Source organism: Corallococcus sp. BB11-1, from assembly GCF_026626625.1.
Taxonomy (GTDB): Bacteria; Myxococcota; Myxococcia; order Myxococcales; family Myxococcaceae; genus Corallococcus; species Corallococcus soli.
In genome coordinates, this window is record NZ_JAPNJY010000014.1 from 20,806 (window position 1) to 34,497 (window position 13,692).

The 13,692-nt window shown below is 69.9% G+C and carries 14 protein-coding genes; 8 read left to right on the top strand and 6 right to left on the bottom strand.

What is annotated here, in order from left to right; all coding sequences use genetic code 11:
- Positions 1-225: 225 nt before the first annotated feature.
- Positions 226-546, bottom strand: coding sequence for a hypothetical protein (locus OV207_RS12840; protein ID WP_267555370.1), 321 nt, complete (start codon positions 544-546; stop codon positions 226-228).
- Positions 547-849: 303 nt separating this feature from the next.
- Here OV207_RS12840 and OV207_RS12845 point away from each other — a divergent pair, with 303 nt between their 5' ends.
- Positions 850-1,104, top strand: coding sequence for a DUSAM domain-containing protein (locus tag OV207_RS12845; protein WP_267555372.1), 255 nt, complete (start codon positions 850-852; stop codon positions 1,102-1,104).
- A 138-nt stretch (positions 1,105-1,242) separates the two neighbouring features.
- Here OV207_RS12845 and OV207_RS12850 read toward each other — a convergent pair whose 3' ends face one another.
- From OV207_RS12850 to OV207_RS12860, 3 genes are all read right to left on the bottom strand, one after another.
- Positions 1,243-2,454 (bottom strand): hypothetical protein, encoded by a 1,212-nt coding sequence (locus tag OV207_RS12850; RefSeq protein WP_267555373.1) that lies wholly within the window; start codon positions 2,452-2,454, stop codon positions 1,243-1,245.
- Between the two features lie 193 nt (positions 2,455-2,647).
- Positions 2,648-3,025 carry a VRR-NUC domain-containing protein gene (locus OV207_RS12855; protein ID WP_267555374.1) on the bottom strand — a complete coding sequence of 126 codons (378 nt, stop codon included), beginning with the start codon at positions 3,023-3,025 and terminating at the stop codon, positions 2,648-2,650.
- 209 nt (positions 3,026-3,234) lie between these two features.
- Complete coding sequence (locus OV207_RS12860) at positions 3,235-3,495, bottom strand: site-specific DNA-methyltransferase (protein WP_267555375.1); 261 nt, start codon at positions 3,493-3,495, stop codon at positions 3,235-3,237.
- 140 nt (positions 3,496-3,635) lie between these two features.
- On the opposite strand from OV207_RS12860, the gene OV207_RS12865 reads away from it, so the two are divergent.
- The 3 genes from OV207_RS12865 to OV207_RS12875 all read left to right on the top strand — a co-directional run bounded on the left by OV207_RS12865 (position 3,636) and on the right by OV207_RS12875 (position 5,640).
- A complete protein-coding gene (locus OV207_RS12865; protein ID WP_267555377.1) occupies positions 3,636-4,538 on the top strand; it encodes a hypothetical protein in 903 nt (300 codons plus the stop codon).
- Between the two features lie 473 nt (positions 4,539-5,011).
- The gene (locus OV207_RS12870; RefSeq protein ID WP_267555379.1) at positions 5,012-5,266 is read left to right on the top strand and encodes a hypothetical protein; all 255 of its coding nucleotides are present in this window, start codon (positions 5,012-5,014) and stop codon (positions 5,264-5,266) included.
- Positions 5,266-5,640, top strand: coding sequence for a DUSAM domain-containing protein (locus OV207_RS12875; RefSeq protein WP_267555486.1), 375 nt, complete (start codon positions 5,266-5,268; stop codon positions 5,638-5,640). The genes OV207_RS12870 and OV207_RS12875 overlap by 1 nt, the downstream gene beginning before the upstream one ends.
- A gap of 12 nt (positions 5,641-5,652) precedes the next feature.
- Here the strand turns inward: OV207_RS12875 and OV207_RS12880 are convergent, their stop codons facing one another.
- Positions 5,653-6,414 carry a ParA family protein gene (locus tag OV207_RS12880; protein ID WP_193348778.1) on the bottom strand — a complete coding sequence of 254 codons (762 nt, stop codon included), beginning with the start codon at positions 6,412-6,414 and terminating at the stop codon, positions 5,653-5,655.
- Positions 6,415-6,629: 215 nt separating this feature from the next.
- Between OV207_RS12880 and OV207_RS12885 the strand changes: the two genes are divergently transcribed.
- The 4 genes from OV207_RS12885 to OV207_RS12900 all read left to right on the top strand — a co-directional run bounded on the left by OV207_RS12885 (position 6,630) and on the right by OV207_RS12900 (position 12,626).
- Complete coding sequence (locus OV207_RS12885; protein ID WP_267555381.1) at positions 6,630-7,466, top strand: MBL fold metallo-hydrolase; 837 nt, start codon at positions 6,630-6,632, stop codon at positions 7,464-7,466.
- Positions 7,463-9,073, top strand: coding sequence for a sigma 54-interacting transcriptional regulator (locus OV207_RS12890; RefSeq protein ID WP_227027185.1), 1,611 nt, complete (start codon positions 7,463-7,465; stop codon positions 9,071-9,073). Before OV207_RS12885 ends, OV207_RS12890 begins: the two co-directional genes overlap by 4 nt.
- A gap of 208 nt (positions 9,074-9,281) precedes the next feature.
- Complete coding sequence (locus OV207_RS12895) at positions 9,282-10,706, top strand: sugar porter family MFS transporter (RefSeq protein ID WP_267555387.1); 1,425 nt, start codon at positions 9,282-9,284, stop codon at positions 10,704-10,706.
- 141 nt (positions 10,707-10,847) lie between these two features.
- Positions 10,848-12,626 (top strand): DUF4215 domain-containing protein, encoded by a 1,779-nt coding sequence (locus OV207_RS12900; RefSeq protein WP_267555390.1) that lies wholly within the window; start codon positions 10,848-10,850, stop codon positions 12,624-12,626.
- Positions 12,627-12,681: 55 nt separating this feature from the next.
- Here OV207_RS12900 and OV207_RS12905 read toward each other — a convergent pair whose 3' ends face one another.
- Positions 12,682-13,578 carry a hypothetical protein gene (locus OV207_RS12905; protein WP_267555393.1) on the bottom strand — a complete coding sequence of 299 codons (897 nt, stop codon included), beginning with the start codon at positions 13,576-13,578 and terminating at the stop codon, positions 12,682-12,684.
- Positions 13,579-13,692: the final 114 nt, after the last annotated feature.

The following is a 13,692-nucleotide window of genomic DNA, read 5'->3' on the forward strand; positions in this document are numbered from 1 at the left end:
GCCAGGTTGCTCCAGAACCTCGGTGGCTGTCGTGCCCGCCTCGTGGCTTCCCGGAGATGGGCGGTACCTCAACCCCAACCTCGCAAGTCGGGCAGGTTCGTCCGCCATCTTCCCTGCTCCGCCGTGTGACGCGCCAGCATTGATGAGCAAATCGGCCTGCTTGAAATGGCTTGGCACCCTCCTCCGACCTGCTGAGTCAGCCATCCTCGGCTGGCCATCATGGTTTCAATGTTTCAATGACAGCAGCTTGCCTCCATCCAGGGGCTGCACGTCACCTTCACCGACGCCAACCAGGACGGCCTCGCCGACGCGCTGCTCTACAGCCCGGGCAGCGGCACCTCGACGCTGTACGCCAACACCGGCGACGGGTTCGTCGCCCAGCCGGTGGACGCCTTCGCGTCCTTGGGCTTCGAGGTGCGCCACGGCTTCCTCGCCGGCCGGTTGGTGAATGTCGCCAGCGGCTACGTCGAGATCCAGGAGCTGACGACCATCATCCTGGCGAGCGCCTTGGACGGCCTGCCCGAGGCTGACGAGGACCTGCCCCACCCGCGCCCCGCCCGGCGTGCGGCCGCCGCCATCGCCCGGCTGCGCAGCCAGCCTCCGGCGTCGGTGCCGGCCGCAGCCAACGACGACGTCCCGCCGCCGCGCTCCGTGCGTGGAGCCAACCGCGGAGCTGCCCGTCTTCGTCGGCTTCCCGGGCGTTGGCTACAACCCGAAGGCCGGGGACACGTTGGGGCTACTGCCAAATCCGGGCGACGAGTTGCCGGCGCTCATCGCCTGAGCGCGTCGCTCCGGGGCCGGTCAGCAGGTGCGGCCCCTGCTCCCTCCCAAGGGGATTGAAGTCCAAGCATGGCCATCCCGGAGTCCGACGCGCAGGCAGCCGTCCAGGACGTGGCCGCCGCGACCGTCCTACTGCGCGAGGCGCACGGACGGATCCGCGAGGGCTCCATCCGGCTGAACATCACGGAGGTAAGGGCTCGGGACCTCGTGCGAGCGGGTGACAGGGCCGGGGCGCGGAAGCTGCGGGAGGACCTGCTCGCCGTGGAATTGGTGCCGCTCTACCGCCAGCAGGTGGAGATTGAGCTGAAGGGCCTGGGCGACTGACACGGCATCAATGTCATCTTCGGGCGAAAAGTGCGCATTGCTGTCAGACCATCCCGCCACGGTGAGCGTTTGGAAAGCGCCTCCGGTTCTCTACGGGCCCGGCGATTCTCTACAGGGTGGCGGATTCTTTACTGGGACTCACAGCACCGCGAGCACAGCACCAGCCACTGCTTCCGGAAGCGGCCCGCGCGCGACGTCTCCTTCAGCACGAGGGCGCCCTCGCGCGGGGCCACCTGGGCGCCGCACCGGCACTTCCCCGCCTTCAGGTTGGGCCGCCTGCCCTGCTCCGCGCCCGCGCACTCCAGGTGCCGCGTGCCGGTGGCGGCGGAGTACTCCACGAACTCGCCCTTCAGCACGCGCCCACCGTACCCGGCAGCCGTGCATGTGCCGGCCCTCTTCGCGACGATGACGGGCACGGCTACGCCTCCACCGCAGTGAGCGCCAGACCGAGCTGGGCGCCCTGCCCCGCCAGACGCGGCCGTGCGTCCCGTGGCGCTGCCGCGCGCTGCCGGCGCACCACCCAGTGCCGCGCGCGGGCAGCTCCGGCCCGTGCCCCAGGGCATCGAGCGCCACGCGCAGCTTCTTCAGTCCCTGCGCGTGCAGCTTGTGCACCCGGGCCACCGGCAGGCGCAGCTCCTGGGCCACCGTCCGCTCCGTGGACTCCTGTCCGCCGGCCCGGCCGAAGCCCGCCAGGGCCTGCACCACCACGCGCCGCAAGCGGGGCAGCCGGTACAGCGCGCCCAGGGCCGCCTCGCGCTGGGCCACATGCGCTAGGCGCGCGGCCGTCGTGTCCACCAGCCCCAGCCGCGCCTCCGCGTTCGCCCCGGGCCCGTCGCCCTCCGCGGCGGCCCCGGCCAGCAGCCCCTCCAGGGAGGTGGTGCGGATGCTGCCGTCGCCCAGCGTCAGCACGGAGGCCTCGTCCAGGCCCTGCGCGCGCAACGCGGCGTCCAGCGGCAGGCCCTCGTCCCGGGCGGCCTTCTTCGCGCGCGCCAGCTTCCGCCGCGCGTGGCGGGTGACGTGGACGGCGCTGCGCTCCGCGGTGGCCGCGCGCACCATGGCCTGCTTGCCCAGTTGGAGGACGTAGGCCGGGTAGAGGCAGCGGCCCGGGACGCGGCCCGGGGTGAAGCCCTGCCACGCCCTGCAGGTGGTCAGCAGCCCCTCCTGCTCCAGGTCCTCGGCGGACACCTTCCACTCCCGGGCGACGACAGCGGCCGCGCGCGCCAGGTGCGGCCGCACCTGCTGGGCGAGGCGCCCTTCCGCGCGGCGCTGCTCCGGGCAGCCATCGGGCAGCTCGCGCAGGAGGTGCAGCAGCGCCTCCATCTCGTCGTTGGGGCTGGGCGCCGGGGGCACGGGGGCCGGGCCGGGCGGGGGTGGCGGGCGGGGGGCAACGTGAAGACGAGGGGCACAGGCGGGCATCGAGGACTCCTGCCCCTGCGCACGCGCGCAGGGGCGGTATACTGGCGTCCCCAGCGGTGCTTCTCCCGGTGCTCCTGGCTTGAGCGGGCTCGACCGTCTTCCCCGGTCGGGCCCGTCGTCTTTCCTGCTACCGCTCCGGCCTGACAACACCCGCCGCCCGGCCCGGCTTCACCGCCGACGTCGCGCGGGCCCGCGACGAGCGCCCTCGCTTCTCCGCCCGGACGTCCAGCGCCGTGCGCGTCACCTCCCCGCGCACCGCCGCCAGCGCTTCCTCCGGCGTGGTGACGATGACGCCGGCCGCGCGCAGGCGGGCGTGGAGCTCCACCTGTGCCGGCTTCATCCTCCCGCCCTTCGACTTCACCTCCAGCAGCACCACCTGCCCACGCCGGCAGCACAGCAGGTCCGGGAAGCCCGGCGCCGAGACGCGCTCCACCGTCCAGCCTGCCAGTTGGAGGGCCTGCACCACTGCGGGCTCCGCGTCGTCCCGCTGCGCCGCCCATCTCACCGGGCACCTGCCGTGCGTCTGTCCATGCCCGGACAGAAGGGGCGCCGCCCCTCCCCCGATATGGGCATCCCCATATCGGGGGAGGGGCAGATCCGTTCTGTCCCTTCGGGACGATGAAGGGTACCCACGCCGTGGGCCCCCTTTCGCGCCCAGGGGGGTTCCTCTTTTGCCGCCTCATTCCAGGTGGCGGAACATGAACCGGGCGCAGCTCACGCAGCGCGCCGGAGCGCAGCGCCCCCCCCCGCCTCCAGCCTGCGCGCGGCGGCCTCGCAGTAGCGCTCCTTGAGCTCCACGCCCACAGCCCGGCGCTCGAGCTGCTGCGCGGCCACCAGCGTCGCACCGGTGCCGGTGAACGGATCCAGGACGAGGCCTCCCGTCGAGCAGGAGCGCTCGAGGAGGTAGGCCAGCAGCTCCACCGGCTTCTCGGTGGGACATGTGCGCCCAACAGGCGCTGTCGAGCGGTCCCCCAAGGCGAAGTCTATAAACTGCCCCCATCAACCCAACAGCATCAGAGCGACTACCGTACCGCAACTTCAGCACAGACGATTGACGGCAGCCTGCGTTCACGCTCGACTCGACGGCTCCATCTGCCAACGGCGATCGGCACACAATGAACAACATCACGCCAAAGGACACCTCTGCAACGGCACTCGACCGCGACTCAAGCCATACAGACAAAACACATGAGACGGCAAATAAACTATACGACATGCTCAGGCGAGTACTTCCGCCGGAAAACTTCAACACAACAACAAGGCTAATCAAACTAAGAGACCGCATCACCACAGGGCTCGCCGAGGCTGACTTTCGATTAATGGCCTTAGCGACAGTCAAGGAACAGTTGTCGTACGACCAGGCGCGAAACAAACAACAAGCCGAGGTGCTCCGAATCGCCAACGTGACGCTTGGCGTCAGGATGAATGCCGCCCGTACCGAGGAGGAGAAGTCGGAACTACAAAGCATCGCAAGCGAAATCGAAGACCAAGCACACGAAATCCTAACAGGCAAGAACCGCATGGCGGAAATGGAGGCCGACATCAGGGAGAAAGAAGATGCCGAGCAGCTATTTGCTGCGCGCTTAAGAACAGCGAAGTATGACCTTAGAGTGGCGGAAGCGAAGAGCTTGGCGACCAGCACTGCTCTTATGGGTGCAGTCGCAGCAACTATCTGGTTGATGTATTCATTGGTCTTCCCGCTGTACTTGGCCTGGATGCAAAGGGCGCAGTCGATCGGACTCGTCGCGGGCGTGCTATCGATTATTCTTGGGGGGATCGGCCTTTACAAACTCAGGGTTCTGCATCGGAGATTGTACGCCGTTGGCGAGTTAAGCTTTGCCCTGCTTGCTGGCATACAGGCAGTGAAGAAAATACAAGACCTGGGCGACACTGCCTCGGTGATTCAAGCGACCGCAGCCATTTACTTGGTTGTTCGCGGTCTTGATAACTTCAGCGAAGGCCAGAAGAAACTACGCCAAGCGTATGAGAGCTTGGAGACAACCAAATCGCCCGGCTGATAACATCTACGGCCCGCCCCAAGGCTCCGGGGCGGGCCGCTGCGCTTCACCAGCCGAACGTCCACCGCACGCCCGCACCGGCCATCCGCTCGCGCTGGTTGGCCTCCGCGAAGGCGAACAGACCCAGGTCCTGCCGAAGCCTCGCCCCACCCTCCAGGGTAACCGTCCGGCCAACGACGTGCCGGATCGCTTGAGGGCGGACGGGAGGCGCGCGGTGTCGAGCGGTGCGACGGATTAAGACGCGAGGCGTTGGGATGCGTCGGCGGCGCGCAGGCGCTTCCATTCGTGCGGCAGCAGTTCGCCGATGCGGGCGTTCGGGTGCGTCTGGACGCGCATGGGGCACGCTGGTGGTCCTCGGACTCGTCCTGGCGACGACGAGCCGTAGCGGTACGTCACACGCCCAGGCCAGCAACGCGACGGTGTCCCTGGCACAGGCGCTGTGCACCCCAAAAGACTCCACAGTGAGTTGCTGCGTGAAGACGCACCCGACGGCGCCGGAGCGCTGCGGCGCCACGAAGCTGGAGGCGGAGGAGATCCTCTTCGCCGCCAAGGCGGCTGCGGAGCTGGCCAAGCCTGACCTGCCGGAATGGAAGAACTACTGCCTGGGCGAGTACGTGGAGTGCCAGGAGAAGGGCTGGCGCAGCCCCTGCTACGAGTGCTTCCGGTACTTTGAGGGGCAGCAGGGCGAGTGGCCCCACGATAGGTGCTCACCGCAACGAAAAGGATGATGAGCGTGGGCCAGGGCATCAACTGGGATGAGGTGCGCGCGCTTGCCGCTCGCGTCGAAGCGGGAGAGTCACTAACGCTCACCCCGACTGTACGTGAGCTGCTTCTACGCACGGCTCGCGAGGTCGCCATCCCTGAGACTGACGCGCACGCAGCAGTCCAAGACGTGGCCGCAGCAACCATCCTCCTGCGCGAGGCCCGCGCCCGGATCCGGGACGGATCCATCCGCCTGTCGCGAACGAGGGCGAGGGCTGACGACCTCGCGCTAGCTGGTGACAAGGTAGGAGCACAGAGGCTGCTAGAGGACCTGCTCTCGGTGGAGGTGGTGCCCCTCTACCGCGAGCTGGCGGAGATAGCGCTGGAGGACCTGGACTGACGGCCGGCCCCTTCAGCGCAACCCCGCGCGCTTCGCCAGCTCCTGGGCCAACGCGCGCAGTTCCTCCGCGCCTGGCGCGTTCGGGCTCGTGTCGAACACCACCTCGTAGCCCAGTCCCGCCTGGTTGATGGACTCCGAGCGCGGGATGCGCGCGCGCAGCACGGGCACCGTCACGTCCTTCAGCGCCTCTTCCATCGCCTCGTTGGTCGCGGGCGTGCGCCGGTCCCACAGGTTCACCGCAGCCACCAGCTGGCCGCCCTCCTCACGCACCTCGCGCCACGCCGTCTCAATCTCCGCCAGCCCCTGCAACGCGAACGCGCCCGTGGGCACCGGCGCCACCACCACGTCCGCGAAGCACATCACCGCCTCCGTGAACGCGCCGATGGACGGCGGCGTGTCCACGAGGATGACGTCCGGCGTCCACGAGAGCGTCTTGAGCGCTCTCGGCAGCGCCTGCAGGCGGTGCCCCCAGCCGAACAGCTCCCGCTCCAGCGCCGCCATGCGCGGGGCCCCCGGCGCGATGTAAAGGTTCGGCCGCTTCGGTGACGCCACCACCACCTCGTCCAGCCGGTGCTTCGGCCGGGGCCCGAAGGCATCCGCCACGCACGGGCCGTCACGCGACTCCAGGCCCAGCACCAGCGACGCGTGCGCCTGCGGATCCAGGTCCAGCAGCAGCACCCGGCGCCCCGCGTCCGCCAGCGCCGCCGCCACGTGCGCGCACAGGGTCGTCTTCCCCACGCCTCCCTTGATGGTGCAGAACGCGATCGTCGCCATGATGTCCCCCGGTCCTACCAGGATTCCGCCGCCTGCTGGGCCGCGCCGGAATGGACCGCCCGGCCCCATCCGGAGCGCCCCAGAATGGTGCAGCCCTCCGTCATCCCCTCCCCCACCCCAATGATTCCAGCCCCTTGGCGCTGGCACCGGACGTGCTCTGTCCCTTTCGCGTCAGGGCGCCTCGCAAGGGTGCCGGAAGCATCAGGAGGCACATCATGGAAATCCGGTTCTTCGGCGTTCGGGGCAGCATCGCGGTGTCGGGCTCGCGCATCGGTGGCAACACGGCGTGCGTGGAGGTGACGAGCCAGGGCGAGCGCCTGATCCTCGACGCGGGCACGGGCATCCGCACGCTGGGCGAGGTGATGCTGCGCGAGGGCGCCCCGCAGAAGGCGACGATGTTCTTCTCGCACCTGCACTGGGACCACGTGCAGGGCTTCCCCTTCTTCACGCCCGCGTACCTGCCCACCACGGCGCTGGCGCTGTACGGCCCGGGCGCCAACGGCGCGCAGGCGCTGGAGTCCACGCTGTCGCAGCAGATGTGCCCGCCGCAGTTCCCGGTGCCGCTGTCCACCATGCGCTCGAAGATGGCCTTCGGCTCCGCGCTGCATGGCCAGACGGTGGAGGTGGGCCCGTTCAAGGTGACGCCCATCGACGTGCCTCACCCGGATGGCTGCATGGCCTACCGCGTGGAAGCGGACGGCCACTCCTTCGTGTACGCGACGGACGTGGAGCTGCCGGAGCGCCTCACGTCGGACGTGGCGCGCCACTTCGAGGGCGCGGACGCGCTGTGCCTGGACGCGCAGTACACGCCCGACGAATACGAGGGCAGGAAGGGCATGCCCAAGAAGGGCTGGGGCCACTCGACGATGATGGACGCGGCCAAGGTGGCCAGGGACCTGCACGCCGGCCGCCTCTTCCTCTTCCACCATGATCCGTCCCACGCGGACGACCTGCTGGAGGACATGGCGCAGCAGGCGCGCGGCCTGTTCCCCTTCACCGAGCCCGCGCGCGAAGGCCAGCGCATGCTGCTGGGCCGCGCGGCGGGCGCATGAGCCTCACGCACGCCGAGCCCTGCGCTACAGTGTCTCGCGAGCCCTTCACGCTGCCACCGCTCCCCGCCGCCATGCCCTCGTCCCCGCCGGATGTGTCCCAGGTCCTGCTTCCCTTCGGCGGCCTCGTCGGGCGCGAGGTGGACCTGGATGCCTTCCTCCAGACGCTCGTGGATCGCATCGCCATCACGCTCCAGGCGGACCGCGGCACGCTGTGGCTGTTGGATCCGGTGCGCCGCGAGCTGTTCAGCCGCGCGGCGCACCTGCCGGAGGTCGCGCAGATCCGCGTGAAGCTGGGCCAGGGCGTGGCCGGCTACGTGGCGGAGGCCGGCGAACCCGTGCACGTCCCGGATCCGCGCGGCGAGCGGCGCTTCTTCGCGGACATCGACCGGATGACGGGCTACCGCACCACCAGCCTGGCCGCGGTGCCCCTGCGCGACGCGGCCGGCGCGGTGTACGGCGTGCTCCAGGTGCTCAACCGCCTGGGCGGCGGCCCCTTCACCGAGGACGACACCCAGAAGCTCACCGCCATCGCGGCCCAGGTGAGCACCGCGCTGCAGTCCACCAGCCTCTACCAGGAGCTCCAGCGCGCGAAGGACCAGCCCCAGGCCCCGGTGGGCTACTTCTTCAACCGCATCATCGGTGAGGCCCCGCCGCTCAAGGCCCTCTACCGCCTGGTGCAGAAGGCCGCGCCCACGGACGCCACGGTGCTGCTGCGCGGCGAGAGCGGCTGCGGCAAGGAGCTGTTCGCGCGCGCCATCCACGTCAACGGCCCCCGGCGCGACAAGCCCTTCGTGAAGGTGGACTGCGCGGCCCTGCCCGCCTCCCTCATCGAGAACGAGCTGTTCGGCCACGAGAAGGGCGCCTTCACCGGCGCCGACCACCGCATGCCCGGCAAGTTCGAGGCGGCCGACGGCGGCACGGTGTTCATCGACGAGCTGGGTGAGCTGCCCCAATCCGTGCAGGGCAAGCTGCTGCGCGTGCTCCAGGACCGTGAGTTCGAGCGCGTGGGCGGCACGCAGGCCGTCAAGGTGGACGTGCGCATCGTCGCGGCCACGCACCGCGACCTGCCGCGCATGGTGGCGGAGGGCAGGTTCCGCGAGGATCTCTACTACCGCATCAAGGTCGTGGAGCTGGTGCTGCCCCCGCTGCGCGAGCGCGGCGCGGAGGACATCGAACGGCTCGCGCGACACTTCATCGCCACCGCCGCCCGGCGCCACCGGCTGACGGCCCCGCGCCTGAGCGTCGCCGCGCTGGAGCGCCTCAAGCGCTACCGCTGGCCCGGCAACGTGCGCGAGCTGGAGAACTGCATCGAGAGCGCCGTGGTGCTGTCCGAGGGAGAGATCCTCGAGGAGCACCTGCCCCTGCCCTCGCTCGACCGCGCCCCGTCGCCCCCGCCGCCCGAAGCGCGGGACGACCGGGACGCCCCCGCCAGCACGCCGGGAGACGCGCCGCTGCTCCTCCCGCTGGCGGAGGTGGAGCGCCGTCACATCCTGCGGGTGCTGGAGGCGGTGAAGGGCAACCGGACGGCGGCGGCCAGGACGCTGGAGATCGGCCGCAACACGCTCAGCCGCAAGCTCAAGGAGTACGGCCTGGCGGACGAGGGCTGAGCGACGCCCGGCCCGTCCTAACGGCGCTCCGTCTCCCAGCGGGCAGCCACACGGGCGGTGCCCTGTTCGAGGGTGCCTTCCGGCGTGGGGGAAGGCCACCTCTCGTGAGGGCCGTTGTGCGAACCGCGAGGACGGACTCTCTGGGAGGCGGTCAGCTTCCTCCCCCCCCGTTCCCGTGCAGGACGTGCCCCCTGGGGAGGAGCACGTCATGCCGGATATCCTGGATGTCCCGACAGACAGACGGCCCACCGCGCAACCGGAGACCCACACCGGCCGGTTCCTCATCATCTCCGTGGTGGCCGCGCTGGGCGGCTTCCTCTTTGGATTCGACACCTCCGTCATCAACGGCACCGTCGGCGCCCTCCAGACCCAGTTCGCCGCGAGCAGCTGGGCCCTGGGCCTGGCGGTGTCCTCCGCGTTGATCGGCTCCGCGATTGGCGCCTTCTCCGCGGGGCACATCGCGGACCGCTACGGCCGGACGCGCACGATGATCATCGCCTCCGGGCTGTTCATCATCAGCGCGCTCGGCTCCGGCCTGGCGTTCTCGCTGTGGGACCTGAGCATCTGGCGGCTGGTGGGCGGGCTGGGCGTGGGCGCGGCCAGCGTCGTGGCGCCCGCGTACATCGCGGAGATCGCCCCGGCGCACCTGAGAGGCCGGCTGGCGTCGCTGCAACAACTGGCCATCGTGGTGGGCATCTTCATGGCCCTGCTGGGCGACTTCGCCATCGCGCGCGCCGCGGGCTCGGCCTCCAACCCGGGCTGGTTCGGCATCACCGCGTGGCGCTGGATGTTCTTCAGCGGCCTGCCGCCCGCCATCCTCTACGGCCTGGGCGCGCTCTTCATCCCCGAGTCGCCCCGCTACCTGGTGGCCAACGGCCGTGAGCAGGAGGCCCTGAAGGTCCTGCGCGACATCGAAGGGGACACCGCACCCTCCAAGGTCGTGGAGATCCGCCGCTCCGTGCGCTCGGACCACACGCCGCACCTGGCGGACCTCAAGGGGGGCCGCTTCGGCCTGCTGCCCATCGTGTGGATCGGCATCGTGCTCGCGATACTCCAGCAGTTCGTGGGCATCAACGTCATCTTCTACTACTCCAGCGTGCTCTGGCAGGCGGTGGGCTTCTCCGAGCAGAACTCGCTGCTCATCACCGTCATCACCAGCGTCACCAACATCCTCACCACGCTCGTCGCCATCGCCTTCGTGGACAAGATTGGCAGGAAGCCCCTGCTCATCATCGGCTCGCTCGGCATGGCGCTCACGCTGGGCCTGATGGCGTACCTCTTCGGCACCGCGCCGTTGGATCCCTCGGGCAAACCCGTGTTGCAGGGCGCCGCCGGCACCACGGCGCTCATCGCCGCCAACCTCTACGTCGTCTTCTTCGGCTTCTCCTGGGGCCCCGTCGTCTGGGTGCTGCTGGGCGAGATGTTCCCCAACCGGATCCGCGCGCTCGCGCTGTCCATCGCCGCGATGGCGCAGTGGATGGCCAACTTCCTCGTGTCCGCCACGTTCCCGTCGCTCCAGGCCATCGGGCTCGGCTGGGCCTACGGCCTGTATGCCGCGGCCGCCGTGTTCTCCCTCTTCTTCGCCGTGCGCTTCATCAAGGAAACGAAGGGCCGGGAGTTGGAGTCCATGTAGTCCCAACACACAGACCCATCACCCTGGAGGCCCGTACACCCGTACAGGGGTACGGGCTTTCTGCACCTTCACGCGCTGACTGGGTGCGAATACACCTGATCCATTTGACACGCGGGGTCAGGGCCTTCCAGCATCCAGTCCATGCTGAAACATTCCCCCTCGCGAAGTCGACTCACGAGCCTCGTGCTCGCCTCCCTGCTGTTGACCCTGACGGCCTGTCCCGGCGACGACACGTCGAACGACGGCGGCACCCCTGTCACTGACGGTGGAACGACGGACGGAGGTCCCATCGACGAAGGCCCGGCCGTCTGTGCCGACGGCAAGAAGCACTCCACTGACGAAGCGTGTGACGACAGCAACAACGTGAGCGGCGACGGCTGCTCGTTCGACTGCCAGGAAGTGGAGATCGGCTTCGAGTGTCCGACGCCGGGCCAGAAGTGCGTGGTCGGCACGGCCTGCGGCAACGGCGTCATCGAACTGGGCGACGTGGACGCCGGTGCGACGCCCGAGGTGTGCGACGACCGCAACAAGGCGGACGGCGACGGCTGCGCGGCGGACTGCAAGTCCATCGAGCCGGGCTGGTCCTGCCCCTTCCAGGGTCAGCGCTGCCGGGCCGCCGAGTGCGGCGACGGCATCATCGCGGGCGACGAGGAGTGCGAGGACGGCAACACCCCCCCCAAGAACGGCGACGGTTGCAGCGACACCTGCCGCCTGGAGCCGGGCTACAAGTGTGACCCGGGCCAGCCGTGCGCGAAGACGACCTGCGGCGACGGCAAGAAGGAAGGCACCGAGCAGTGTGACGACGGCAACAACGACATGGGCGACGGCTGCTCGCCCCTGTGCGTGCTGGAGCCCCGGTGCGTGGACGGCACCTGCGAGGCCCGCTGCGGCGACGGCATCATCCTCCCGAATGACACCACCGAGGAGTGCGACGACGGCAACGTGCGCGCCAACGACGGCTGCTCCGCCACCTGCAAGCTGGAGGATGGCTTCGCCTGCACCCGCGTCACCGAAACGCCGCCGAACACCGTGGAGATCCCCGTCGTGTACCGCGACTTCCGCGGCAAGGCGAACAACGTGGGCGGCGTCTTCCACCCGGACTTCGACGACGCCAACGGCAACGAGCTGGGCATCGTGGGCCCCCTCTACACCGGCCGGCTGGGCACGGATGGAAAGCCCCAGTACGCGAAGGAGGGCGTCACCTCCAACACCACCCACGGCAAGGCGGCCTTCGACCAGTGGTACCGCGACACGCCCAACGTCAACATCACGGAGGTCGGCACGTTGACGCTGAACAAGCAGGGCGCCACGGGCTCCTACCTGTTCAACAACCCGGCCTTCTTCCCGCTCGACAACAAGGGCTGGGTGGCCCGGGGCCTGGAGAACAAGGGCGCCAACGGCCACAACTTCAGCTTCACCAGCGAGACCCGCTACTGGTTCGAGTTCAAGGGCACCGAACTGCTGAACTTCAACGGTGACGACGACGTGTGGGTGTTCATCAACGGCCGGCTCGCCCTGGACCTGGGCGGTGTGCACGGTGCGCTGGAGGGCCAGGTGGACCTGAAGGACACGCAGGTCGCCACGAAGCTGAACCTGCAGAAGGGCAAGATCTACGAGGTCGTCGTGTTCCAGGCCGAGCGCCACCAGACCGCGTCCTCGTACAAGCTCACCCTGAACAACTTCGAAACCCAGCGCACCACCTGCGAGTCCACCTGCGGCAACGGCAAGGTCGACGTGGGTGAGACGTGCGACCTGGGCAACGCCAACGGGCCGGGCTACGGCAAGTGCAGCCTGACCTGCATCTGGAACGCCCGCTGCGGCGACGGCATCACCCAGTACAAGTTCGACGAGACCTGCGACGACGGCAACACGAACGACAACGACGACTGCCCCAACAACTGCAAGGTCGATCCAGGGTGAAGTCGCTTCCCCCCGGCCCCTGAGGGCCGGGGCCCCACGTCCGGGCCCCTGAGGGCTACAGGGTCCGGGCGAGCATGACCGCGGCGGCCAGGGACAGTGCCCCGGCCGCCGCGAAGTGCCTCCAGGCCCGGCGGGACAGCACCCCGCCGACGCCCGTGGCCTCGCCGCCCAGCACCACCAGCGCCGGACGCCCACCGCGACCGCGCAACTCCCAGGTGCCCTCGCGGGGCCCGCGCCGCAGCTCCCCCACCACCAGACACGCTTCGCCCGGGGTGCCCACGCGCTCCCAGGACAGGGCCTCCATGGGCGGGCCCAACAGCTCCTCCCGGGTGAGCGCGGGCGCGGACACGCACCGGCGCACCTCCACCGGGGCCAGCAGCGCCGAGGGCGCGAAGCCCACCGTCGCCCGCGTGCGCTCCCCGCGCAGCAACAGCACCGGCGCGTAGGCGCGCTCCCGCGACAACAGCGGCCCCTTGCGGCCATGGGCGCCCACCGCGTGCACCGCCGCGTCGTAGAAGGCGCACGGCACGCCGCCCGGCGACGTCAGCGTCTCCGGTGACTCCAACTGGCCCCGGTACACGCCAAAGCCCGGCGGGCGCCCCGCGCGCACGGCCGCCACCGCGTCATCCAGGGACAGGGGCGCGGTGCCCACCAGGGCATCCGCCCTCAGCCGCACCCGCGCCGCGCGGGCGCACACCCCCGCGGCGAGCACCAGCAGCACCCCGCCCACCGCCTTGACGAGCACGTCCGGCGAGACGCGCACCAGGGGTTCATCCCCAAGCCACGGGACGAAGAGCACCAGCCCCAGGGCCAGCGCGCCGAAGCCCGCCAGCAGCCACCGGGGCCTGTCCCTGGCGGACATCCGTCCCAGGGTGAACACCGCCAGCAGCAGCACGGTGAGCCCCGCCGCGCACGCAGGCACCCAGAGGATGCGACCCAGCTCCTCGCCCATGCCACCCCCACCCGACGACGTGACGGGCCCGTGAAGGACACGGAGCCCGGCGGGAGCAAGGTGGGACCGGCGGGACGGGGCGGCAAGTGCCGCCGGGGGCGGCGGAGGCGGACG